This is a genomic window from Aeromonas sp. Prich7-2 (genome assembly GCF_017939255.1).
GTDB classification, from domain to species: domain Bacteria; phylum Pseudomonadota; class Gammaproteobacteria; order Enterobacterales; family Aeromonadaceae; genus Aeromonas; species Aeromonas caviae.
The window spans coordinates 1-293 of record NZ_JAGKRI010000103.1 but is presented as its reverse complement, the minus strand read 5'-3'; the positions used below and the strand labels follow the sequence as shown (position 1 = coordinate 293).

At 56.3% G+C, this 293-nt stretch carries 1 protein-coding gene; it reads left to right on the top strand.

The annotated features are described in order from the left end of the window. A partial coding sequence (locus tag J9892_RS15370; protein ID WP_210538557.1) for a transposase occupies nucleotides 1-293 on the top strand: 293 nt, incomplete at both ends.

Sequence of the window (293 nt, the reverse complement as noted above, 5' to 3'; positions counted from 1 at the left end):
CTGTTTGCCCGGTTATCCCTGGATAGCGCCTTGCCGGACCGCACCACCATCATGAATTTCCGCCACCTGCTGGAGCAGCATCAACTGGCCCGCCAATTGTTCAAGACCATCAATCGCTGGCTGGCCGAAGCAGGCGTCATGATGACCCAAGGCACCTTGGTCGATGCCACCATCATTGAGGCTCCCAGCTCGACCAAGAACAAAGAGCAGCAACGCGATCCGCAGATGCATCAGACCAAGAAAGGCAATCAGTGGCACTTTGGCATGAAGGCCCACATTGGTGTCGATGCCAA